The 11,252-nt window shown below is 45.8% G+C and carries 8 protein-coding genes; 1 reads left to right on the top strand and 7 read right to left on the bottom strand.

The window, feature by feature from the left end; genetic code table 11:
• Together MO387_RS03960 and MO387_RS03955 are read right to left on the bottom strand one after the other, a co-directional pair.
• A partial coding sequence (locus MO387_RS03960; protein ID WP_242326061.1) for a valyl-tRNA synthetase occupies positions 1–86 on the bottom strand: 86 nt, incomplete at its 3' end.
• A gap of 179 nt (positions 87–265) precedes the next feature.
• Entirely contained in the window at positions 266–1,273 is a 1,008-nt protein-coding gene (locus MO387_RS03955; protein ID WP_006080893.1) for an isocitrate dehydrogenase, read from the bottom strand.
• 254 nt (positions 1,274–1,527) lie between these two features.
• Here MO387_RS03955 and MO387_RS03950 point away from each other — a divergent pair, with 254 nt between their 5' ends.
• Positions 1,528–4,362, top strand: a complete 2,835-nt coding sequence (locus MO387_RS03950; RefSeq protein WP_107948511.1) for a prolyl oligopeptidase family serine peptidase — start codon at positions 1,528–1,530, stop codon at positions 4,360–4,362.
• 131 nt (positions 4,363–4,493) lie between these two features.
• Here MO387_RS03950 and MO387_RS03945 read toward each other — a convergent pair whose 3' ends face one another.
• From MO387_RS03945 to MO387_RS03925, 5 genes are all read right to left on the bottom strand, one after another.
• The gene (locus tag MO387_RS03945; protein ID WP_006080896.1) at positions 4,494–4,916 is read right to left on the bottom strand and encodes a DUF3192 domain-containing protein; all 423 of its coding nucleotides are present in this window, start codon (positions 4,914–4,916) and stop codon (positions 4,494–4,496) included.
• Between the two features lie 110 nt (positions 4,917–5,026).
• Complete coding sequence (xni, locus tag MO387_RS03940) at positions 5,027–5,815, bottom strand: flap endonuclease Xni (protein ID WP_107948509.1); 789 nt, start codon at positions 5,813–5,815, stop codon at positions 5,027–5,029.
• 21 nt (positions 5,816–5,836) lie between these two features.
• Complete coding sequence (ppnN, locus tag MO387_RS03935; RefSeq protein ID WP_006080898.1) at positions 5,837–7,192, bottom strand: nucleotide 5'-monophosphate nucleosidase PpnN; 1,356 nt, start codon at positions 7,190–7,192, stop codon at positions 5,837–5,839.
• A gap of 56 nt (positions 7,193–7,248) precedes the next feature.
• Complete coding sequence (locus tag MO387_RS03930; protein ID WP_107948507.1) at positions 7,249–8,805, bottom strand: GGDEF domain-containing protein; 1,557 nt, start codon at positions 8,803–8,805, stop codon at positions 7,249–7,251.
• 151 nt (positions 8,806–8,956) lie between these two features.
• Positions 8,957–11,119: a tetratricopeptide repeat protein gene (locus tag MO387_RS03925; protein WP_107948505.1), complete on the bottom strand. Its 2,163-nt coding sequence runs from the start codon at positions 11,117–11,119 to the stop codon at positions 8,957–8,959.
• Positions 11,120–11,252 lie beyond the last annotated feature (133 nt).

Below are 11,252 nucleotides of genomic sequence, written 5' to 3'. Positions count from 1 at the left end.
TCAACACGCTCTACAACGCGTAATTTAAAGGCTAAGGTGTAATCTCGTTGTGTGCGCTTACGGCTTGAGTTAATTGATGTTGTCATAAAGAAGTCCTCTTTATGTCAACGTATTTCAGGACGGGACACCAGATAACAAAAAGCCCCAAAGGAAACTTCGGGGCTTTTTCGTATTTACTCATTTGAGTTTCAAACGCTTACTTCTTATGAAGCTTATGCTTGAACAAGCCGTTATAGACTCGTCTTAAACGCGCTCAGCATTGAGATCATAGACGCTCAAGAACCGCTTGAGTGAAGTCAGTCGTGCCGTGAGTGCCGCCTAAATCGCGAGTGGTACGGTCGCCTTCTTCGATCACTGCAGATACCGCTTTACGGATTTGCTCAGCTTTGTCAGCCATACCTAAATATTCCAGCATCTGGATAGAGGCTAAAATTACTGAGGTTGGGTTCGCGAGGTTTTTACCAGCGATATCCGGTGCACTACCGTGAACGGCTTCGAAAATCGCGGCATCACGGCCAATGTTTGCGCCTGGTGCCATACCTAAACCACCGACTAAACCGGCACACAGATCCGATAAAATGTCACCGAACAGGTTGGTCGTCACGATCACATCGAAGTTTTCTGGGTTCATCACTAACTTCATGCACGTTGCATCGACGATCATTTCTTCTGTCTTGATGTCTGGGTAACGTAGGCTCACTTCACGGGCCACTTTCAGGAACAGGCCTGATGTTGACTTCATGATGTTGGCTTTGTGCACGATAGTGACTTTTTTACGGTTTTCTTTGCGAGCCAGTTCGTAGGCGAAAGTGGCGATTTGCTCGGCACCTTGGCGAGTCACGATACTGGTGGCTTCTGCTGTCAAACCATCTTCAGACACTTTTTGGCCATAGCCAGAATACATGCCTTCAGTGTTTTCACGTACTGTGATGATATCGATATTTTCGTAACGAGCTTGAGTGCCTTTGAACGAAATCACTGGGCGTACGTTAGCGTACAGGCCGAATTTTTTACGTAAGGTCACGTTGATAGAGGTAAAGCCTTCACCTACTGGCGTCGTCAGCGGACCTTTCAGTGTGATACGGTTTTTTTCGATTAATTCTAAGGTGCGCGGTGGCAGTAACTCGCCTTGCTTTTCGAGTGCAGTCAGGCCGGCATCGGCAAATTCATATTCAAAATCACAGCCCGCTTTATCGAGAATTTTTAAGGCTGAATCAATAATACTTGGGCCAATTCCATCACCTGGAATTACGGTTATCGTTCTTTTTGACATGGAGAAGTCCTTCCACGGTTCGTCGTTACTGCAATTGTCTGCCCCAGCGTTAACTGGATAGCAGGACTATGAATTTGGTATTTTTTCTGCCTATTATTTTAACCATCTTTGGTCAAACTTCACAGGAAATAGTGAGCAATATCACGATTTTTTATGTGGTATAACTTGTAAAAATACTGGGTTCTCACCATGATGGAGAGCCAATGGTTAAAAAAGTCTACTTTAGTCTAACAAATATATAAAAGAGGAAGACATTGAAGTTAATCCCTATCACATCTCTGGTGCTGTTATCCCTTGGAATATTGCCAGCAGTGCAGGCTGAAACCAGCACTAAACCGCTCACCCTCACAGATATCATGCACTTTGAATCCCTTGAAAAGCCGGTTATCGCAGATAAGGGCCAAGTCATCGCGGTCGAGTCTGCGCCCGATCGAGGGGATAGTCACGTCATTGTGAAAAATGTGCTGTCGCAGCAAAGTTATCAAATCGCGGGAGGGTCAGATCCTTTAGTGAGTCACGATGGCCGCTTTGTGGCTGTGGTGGTCAAACCGAGTTTGCTCACGCGTGAAACGAGTGATGCCAAGGCGAAGAAAAAACTCAAATCTGACATGGTATTACTCGATACTCAAACGGGCACGCAAACCCGCTTTGAGCGCGTGAAGGAATTCGTGTTCAGTGATGACGGTAAGCATTTGGCAATGTGGTTTGAGGCCGATGAAGAGTCTAAAAAAGACCCTGAGCCTAAAGCCAGCGAAAAACTCGCTGAAGCAGGCACACAAACCCCAGCGAAAGCCGATAAGCCAAAGGTTGATAAGTTTGACCAAGGCCGCCGTTTTACTTTGCTTAGTTTAGACGATCAAACCCAGCGCATCGATGTTGAGCAAGTGACTGGTTATGTGTTTGATAAGGGGAGCCGCCGACTTGCGCTAGCGGTGAATGATATCGCCAATAAACAGCATCAATTGCAGTTAGTGGATTTACGTACCCACCAAAAAACCGTCGCTTTTGACTCGCCTAGCCAACAGGTTGGTGCGTTAGCGCTGGCTAAAAATGGTCGTTGGCTGGCGTTTACGCAGGGCAAAGATAGCGAGTTACCCTATGGTCGCAGCTATCAGTTATCGTTGGTCGATTTGCAATCGGGTAAAATCAGCAAAACTCCTGAGTCACCTGAGTGGAAACTTAATCGCTACACAAGTTTAAGCTTCTCATTGGATAGCGAACGGCTGTTCTTCGGCCGCGTGCCAGAGGTGAACCAGCAGCTTAGTTTGCAGAAAATCACCGAAGAAAAAGACCTGTTTAATGCCGATATTGTTACCGGACAGCGCGGGCTTAAGGTGTGGCATGGTGACGACCCACGGATTAAACCCCACGAAATCAAGCAATATGAGGATGAGCAAAAACGCACTTACCTTGCGGTATTGCATTTAGGCTCAAATAACGTGGTGCAGCTTGGCGATAAAACTGTTCCAGATGTGACGATTTCACAACATAAGCGCTTTATGTTGGCGAGTTCAGATTTACCCTATCGCAAGATGGCGACGTGGGCTGGCTTTTATCAAGACTATTATCTGGTCGACATTAACACTGGCAGTAAGGTGCCTTTTTTGACTCAGCAGCCGAGTGATGCCGAGCCAAGTTTGTCGGGTAACGGCAAGTATGTGGCTTATTATCAGCAAGGTAATGTGTATCTTTATGATATTGCTGAGGCCCATCGCACTAACCTAACAAGATCATTAAAGGTCAGCTTTGCCGATGAAGACCATGACTATCCATCGAGCGCGCCGGGATACGGTTTTGGCCCTTGGCTGAAAGATGACGCTGGGTTCTTGGTTTACGATAAATACGATGTCTGGCAGTTTAATACTGAATCTAAGGCAGGTTTTGCCTTAACCGCAGGTAAAGGGCGCACCCAGAAAATTCAATATCGTCTTGAGGGCTTAGTCGATAATCCCGATGAACCGACTGAGCTTGCCTATAACGCCACTGTGTTACTCCACGGTTATAGCGATAAAACTAAGGCCGATGGCTTCTACCAAGCGACGCTAGGCTCAGCGGGCGTGAAAATGCTGATGCAAGGCGAGTATAAGTTGACTGTGTTAGGACGCAGTAAAGACGCAGACACTATCGTGTTTTCTAAGGAGCGTTTCGACTTATTCCCTGACTTGTATACGGCTAACTATAGCGCACCGCAAAATGCGCTTAAGCAAACGGATTTAGATAAGCAACGCCAAGCGTTTAACTGGAGCCAATCTGAGTTAGTTCACTGGACGAATGGCGATGGTAAGCCGTTAGATGGCGTGCTGATCAAGCCGACCAATTATCAAGCGGGTCAGCGCGTTCCTGTGTTGGTTTATTACTATCGTTTTATGACGGATAGACTGCACGCCTTCCCGCAGATGAACATTAACCACAGACCTAATTTTGCTTGGTATATCAACAATGGTTATGCGGTGTTCTTACCGGATATTCGCTTTGAAATTGGTTACCCCGGCGCGAGTTCGGTGCAAGCGCTCACTTCAGGTGTGCAAAAGCTGATTGAGATGGGCATTGCCGATCCCGATGCTATTGGTCTGCAAGGTCATTCTTGGAGTGGTTATCAAACGGCGTTTGCCATCACCCAAACTAAGATGTTTAAGGCGGCGGTCGCGGGTGCGCCGGTATCGAACATGACCAGCGCCTACAGCGGTATTCGCCACGGCACGGGTATTGCGCGTCAGTTCCAGTATGAAACTGGACAGAGCCGCATTGGTGCGAGTTTGTTTGCCGCGCCACAAAAGTACATTGAAAACTCGCCAGTATTTTACGCTGACCGTATTCAAACGCCTTTGATGATCATGTTTGGTGATAAGGACGATGCGGTGCCTTGGGAACAAGGTGTTGAAATGTACTTGGCCATGCGCCGTGCTGGTAAAGATGTGGTGTTCTTACAATATGAGGATGAGCCGCATCACTTGAAAAAGTACCCGAATAAGCTCGATTACAGCATTCGCATGATGCAGTATTTCGATCATTATCTGAAGGGTAAACCCGCGCCAGAATGGCTCAGCAAAGGCGAAGCCTATGTCGAGTACAAGGCTGATGATGAATAAGTGACTGGTTTAGCTTATTGCTATCGCACTGAGTGACCTAGGTATGCTGTCACTAAGACGTTTAGTTGGTTAATTATGAAAACAAAAACGCCACCGATTAGGTGGCGTTTTTATTTAGCAGTCAGTCGTCTTTATTTACTGCTCAATGTCTCGTGGGCGGAAGTGAGCACAGTGTCTGTGCCCGCATCGAGGTATTGCTTATAGGTATCTTGGCCCCAAGCAATCAACTTATCATTTTCAAAAATAAGCGGGGTACATTCCTCTTTGGTCGTCACACCGTCTGATTTCTCATGGTGAGTGCGATAAAAAAGTACCTGTAACTTGGCTTCCTTGACGGCTTTTGCCTCTGAAAAGTCGGCCTTACCGAGCAATTCTTTTACTGAACCGATATTTTGCCCTAAGGTTAAATCGTTCATCTTCTGGCTGTTATAGGCCTGTCGGTCCTCCCAATTCATGTCTTCTGGCGTTGGTTCATAAACCAGTACAACCACAGCGACAAAGGCGACGTAGGCGGCAAAAATACTACCGATAATTACTGAAACTTTTGATTTCATTTATAGTTATTCCTTTACCTCATTAAATGAGTCACTTGAGCACGTCCATAAAATACGCTTTTGTTGCGCTAAGGTAAATGCGTTAATTGCAACTTTGTATTAACAGAAGTTTAGTCTTGATTGATGGTTTTTTCAGGTGGGGAGTCAATCACGCGAAAGTCTTTCAAGTTGATATTGAGTGGTAGGTCCGTTTGTAACTGCGCCAGCTTATAGCTCAGCCTTGCCATCTCTTTGCCTTCAGCGAGCTTCTTCGCTTGCTTAGCGCCTAGGTTAGATAAGGAGGAGAACAAGGTCGGTAAGCTTCTAAAGGTTTTCAATAACTCGGCGGCCGACTTAGGGCCTATGCCCGCAATACCAGGAATTTTATTACCGCTGTCGCCCGCTAATGCCATCAAGTCGAGAAATTGGCTGCGCTCAACACCAAGCTTTTGTTCCAACGCCGCAATATCAAGATACTGCTGATTAAAGTGATCCCATTGACTAATTTGGCGATGATTAAGCTGACTAAAACCTTTGTCGGTTGACACAATTATGGCTTCACCTTGCGCTTTAGCGGTTTTTATCGCCAGTGTCGCAATCACATCATCGGCCTCCGTGGCGGCATAAATAGAGCCAATGTGCATTGCGGTTAAATGGTCTTGCAGCGCAACTAAACCCTGCGCCAGTGGTTCTGGCATAGGTTTACGACCTTTTTTGTAATCGGGATAAAGCTGTTTACGCCATGAGATTTCATCACCGTCCCACACGATAGCCACATGGGTAGGGCGATGCACCCGCAGCAGTTTAGTGCACGCCGAACTGACGCGCTCTGTGAGGCTTTGCATATCTGTTTCATCGGGGATCGCCGCATAGATGCGGCGAACCAAGTTGAGACCATCGATGATTAAAAACTTGTTCATGGGGTGTCGTTGTTTCGCTCTCTATTTCACTATTTGGTAGCAAGGAATATAAGCGCTTCCGGGAAGCTTCATTCTCTGTTGTTGCACAAATGCACTCAAGAGCTTATCCATCATATCCATGAGTTTAGGATCGCCTTTCAATTGGAAGGGACCATCGCGCTCTATGTGCTTGATTGTTTCCGACTTGACGTTGCCTGCCACTATACCCGAAAACGCTTTGCGCAGGTTGGCGGCAAGCTCGGCTTTGTTGGTTTGGAAGTGCAAGTCCAAGTTTGCCATCACCTCGTGGCTCGGGACAAAAGGTAACTGGAATTCAGATTCAATCTTCAGTGCCCATTGATATTGGTAAGCATCACCCGTTGAGCGGCGATAGGCTTTCACTTGCTCCATGCTTTTCTTCATGATACGCGCTACTTCAGTGGGATTATCTATGATGATTTGATACTTTTTCTGAGCTTCAGGGCCTAAGGTTGAGGCAATGAACTCATCAATCTTAATGAAGTAATCGGCGCTTTCCGTGGGGCCTGTAAGGATCAGCGGGAAAGGGGTTTCTTGGTTTTCTTCGTTGAGTAAGATACCTAAGATATAGAGCAACTCTTCCGCCGTGCCAGCACCACCTGGGAAGATAATAATGCCGTGACCTAAACGCACGAAGGCTTCGAGGCGTTTTTCAATATCGGGTAAGATCACCAGTTCATTGACGATTTGATTCGGTGGCTCGGCGGCAATAATACTCGGCTCAGTCAAACCAATATAACGGGCATTTTTAATCCTTTGTTTGGCATGACCTATGGCTGCGCCTTTCATCGGGCCTTCCATCGCGCCAGGACCACAGCCAGTGCAAATGTCCAATTCCCTCAGGCCAAGTTGATAGCCTACCTCGCGGGTATACTGGTATTCGATAGCATTAATACTGTGCCCGCCCCAACAGACGACGACGTTAGGGTCTTTCATGGGGGCAATCGCCCGCGCGTTACGCAAAATATCAAACACCACATTGGTGATATGGTGGGCGTTGGTCAGATTAATGTGTTTGAGCGAGTCGTATCTGTCGCTGATATAAAGGATGTCGCGTAAGACTGAGAACAGATGTTCTTGAATGCCGGTGATTATTTGGCCATCGACAAAGGCTTGTTCAGGGGGGTTGACCAGTTCTAATTTAACACCGCGTTCCCGTTGTAGGACGTGGATATCGAAATCATGGTATTGCTCGAATAGGGCTTTAGAGTTGTCGGTTTTTAAACCCGCGGCAAGTACTGCTAAGGAGCAGTTGCGGTACAGTTGATATAGCGTGCTTTTGGCACTTTTTTTGAGACGATCAACTTCAAGTTGCGAAAGCTGATCCATGCTGCCTTTAGGGCTGACTTTTACTATCATTTATCACTCCTTCGTCATGACAGGAGTGATTAGAGGAGGCGTATAGTGGGGCTCAATTATACGTCAATCACAACCCTGTCTCTGCTTTCGTGTTTCGCTTTGTAGAGTGCTGCATCGGCGCGTTCGAAGGTCTCATGTATGAGCTCACTTCCCATAACTTGCGCAGCCCCTATAGATACTGTAACTGTAATTCTCTGATTTTTAAATTTAAATGGAATATTTTTTACTTTCTCGCGCACTCTGTTTAAAAGTTGAGCGATATCAGCAGGTGCCACATCCGGTAATAGCAGGACAAATTCTTCGCCGCCATAACGGGCAACAAATTCGGTATCGCGTAGCGAGTTTTTCAATGCCATCGCAATCACCTGCAGGGTTTTGTCGCCTGTGCTGTGACCAAAGCTGTCGTTGATAGTTTTGAAGTGGTCGATATCGGCAACCGCGACCCACAGGGGAGATTTATGCCGTTGATAGTTACGGTATTCAAGATCCATGCGCTCTTCTAATGCGGCACGGTTAGGCAATTGAGTTAAGCTGTCGAGCAAGTTAAGTTTTTGCTGTTCGAACAAACGCTCTTTGTAGGTGTTTGCCTCGTTACTTAATTCATTAAGCTCTTTGCGCATCGTCTCCATCGATTTACGCAGTAAGGCTTGTTCTCTTTGCTCTAAGGCTTCTTTACGGGCCAATGCCGAGCGGATAGAGTTAAGTTGCTCAGTCAATTGGGCTTTAAGATCGACGACATCTTCCACATCGATAATGATTTCACCGGCGTTATCGACGCGGGTATTGATCTCACGATTCAACTGGGTCTTGAGTTGAAAACTGCGTTGATTGTGGTTGTAAGATTCACTGACCACTTCACGCACTGCGGCTAAGGCATCATTGAGGGCAAACAAAAATTCTTGCGATGCCGATTTCTCGCGGGCGATGTTATCAAGTAATAACGCTAAAATGGTTTGGTAGGCTTCGAGCAAGCTATCAACTTCAATCTCAGAAGAGAGCACTTCTTTGATCACTAAGACTTGGTCTCGCTGATCTTTACGAAACTCGATTTCCGAAATCATCTGCGCCAGCTCATGGGCTAGCTGCCTGTGTTTTGGCAAAACATCGAGTTTTTCTGATTCGTTAAATTGTAGCTGTAATATGGTTTCGTAGAAGCCGATGATTTGCTTAACTTTAGGAATATATTCCCAAACTGTGTGGAAAGGTTTAGCCAGATCTTGTTTGAAGTAATTGACTTCTTTTTTGAGTTTTTCAGGTGCAGAGTTCACGCGTTGGATTTGACGGATCACCTGTGACAAACCCGTACGACTCTCTTCAAGTTGTACCATCACATGGTGATATTGACCTTTTAACAGGCGCTCGACATCGACTAATTCTGGCAATGCCTCATCGACTCGCTCAAACGTATTTAAGTTATGGCGAAGTTTGGCGAGTTTATTATCTAGCTCAAGATTTTGCCCTTTACAGGCGAGGCTTAAGTGACCAATAAATTGCAGTAATGTCTGTAACTTTGCGTTTCTGTCTTCATTGACTTCATCGAGGGCTAGTTTGGCCGAATGAAGTTTCTGTTGCAGCAAGGTAAGTTGTGAAACGGTAGCGCTCGAATCCTTCATCCTGAGTGTTGTCCTAACTCTGCAAGGCTAAAAAACATGACGATCCTATGTCCAGATTAGCTGTTAACTCATATGATACTAATGTTATAACACTGGGCGTAGAGTGCAAATGCGATTTACCTATGACTCTGTGATTAATTGCTGATATTGATCAAATATTTTCCAGTAATTGCCTATCTTGGTTATTTTCCCAGCAAGGCCAGCGAACATCTTCTTTATTTCCGTTGGTATCTAATCTGATTAACCCGCGCTCAATGCCTTTTTCAAGGTGTAAAAATAACGGATTGGCAAATAAGCTTAGAGGGACAAAGTCGAGCGCTCTAAGGGCAACATAATAATCGTCACTACCCTCTAAACTGCGGGCACAGGCGAGCGCCATTTGCACGGTTTCAAACTTTAATTTCGCGGCCATTTTGATTTCTGATTTCGCTAACAGTGGCAAGTTGGCAAAACCAAGCCGGAAATGATGGACGATGTGCTGTTGGTCGAGTTTTTGGCGTATCTGGCTGAGCACGTGCGTTGGCTCAACGGCTTGGGTGAAACGCACTGCAAATACCCCTTGGCGTATCACATACACAGGTGCTGCGAGCGCATCGGTTAGATGAGTGGCCAGTTGCACCGTTACTGCATCACTAAAATATTGGCCATAGTCGAGGTCGGTCGTGAGCTGGGCAGGGAAGGCGATAATCCCTAAAGCTGTTGTAGACGCTTGATGTTGATTATGGCCCAAGTGCGCTAATAGCGCCGCATAGCCTAAGTTATGGGTGAAGGGTTCCTGAAGGCTCAATTGAGTTAATGCGGCGTTTTTTGCCATGGTTTTGCGGCGATGATGCAACATATACGCAATCACCAGCAGCAAGAGTCCGGCAATCAGGCAGCTGATAAGCAGTAGTGTGTGGGTGCTGTTGCTTTCCTTCACTGTCTCGGCAAGTTTTCCCTGAACCATGTTGAGCTCAAGTTTGAGTTGTTGTTCCGCAAGGGCTGAGGTCGACACTGGGGAGTCTTTCTCTTTCTCTGCAAGGGTGTTACCTAGCTCTATGATACGGGTTTGGGCATCGATGGTTTTAGTTAATTCCCCTAATTTTTGCGACGCCGAGGCAATCAGTGTGAGGGCAGCTTTTTGTTCATTGACGAGTTTTAAGTCGATAGCCAATGCCAATGCGATGTCGGCATGGGTCATCATTAGCGGCCAATCTTGGTTGGTTTGCGCGATTTCGCCAATTAAGAGTTCGTTATAAACCTGATAATGATGGCTTTGTTTTTCTTTGAATATTTGGTTCGCCATCAGTAAATATTTTAGGGCGTTAACATTGTCATTAATATTTGAGTAGGCTTGACCAAGATTGTGGAAATTAAGGCCTTGGGCAATATAGTTACCGCGTTTGGCATCTAATTGCTGGGCATTAAGGTAGTAATCAATCGCTTTATTCCAATCCCCTTGTTCGCCATAGACCATAGCGATCACTGTCATACAGCTTGAAAGATAGGTGTCATTGCCCATCTTTTTAAAACCGGCAGCGGCTTCGTGGGCATTTTTAAGGGCTTCATCCCACTGCTTTAAATCGCGATATACCTTAGAAAGTTGTAATTGCAGATTGGTTTTCATCGCTGGGTAATTAGAGCGATTGGAGATCCGAATCGCTTCACTGTAATGCTGCAATGATTTGGTGAGCTGCTGATTAAAATTGTAATAGAACCCCAGTCTTGCTTCAGCCGCCGCGATTAAGTAATCGTTTCTGAGCTTATAAGCAATGTCGCGGTATGTATGGAAGTGCATCAACGCCGGTACTTCTTGGCGGATCAATAAATGTAAGCCGCCTAAGTGCTCATGAATATTGTGCTTAAGAATCAATGCTTCGATGTCATAACTGTCGTTAATGCGGGTGAGCGCTTCATTATATAGGCCAATCGCTTCTTGATATTTCTGTTCGGTACGGCCAAGGTAACGACCATTCAACATGGCGACCATAGCAAGTTCGTAGGGCGATTGCGCCGCAGTAGATAAGAGTTCAATCAAGCTTTTTGCGTCTTGAAAACCGACCTTAGTTTTCACGTTCGGCTCCATATTCAGCCGAGTCAGCAGATACAAAATCTGTTCAAATTCGATTGGGCTGTAGCCTTGCTCTTGGGCTGCACGCTCAAATTGGTCACGATTTTGGAACGCAAGGGGGAAGGAAATGGATTTGTTGAGTACATCATACATTTGCTGTGGTGATTCTCTTAACTCCACCTCATCAGCTTCGAGATCTCGGCTTTGAACGCTAAAAGGCAGTGACAGCAACAAAGTAAATAAAATAACCGTGAGTTTTTGCATTTGAACTGTGATTCCTCATTCCTTAAGTCAAGGAACTTATTTTGTTAGCTTTTGTTAGCGCCTAATGAGGATGCTACATCGACTTGTTATACTTGGAAAAATCATAAGAAGCATAATAACAGAAGGAAGCAAG

The sequence above is a fragment of the Shewanella sp. N2AIL genome, from assembly GCF_022690845.1.
Lineage (GTDB): Bacteria > Pseudomonadota > Gammaproteobacteria > Enterobacterales > Shewanellaceae > Shewanella > Shewanella baltica.
The sequence above is the reverse complement of the archived record's forward strand: the minus strand, read 5'-3'. Positions and strand labels throughout refer to the sequence as shown.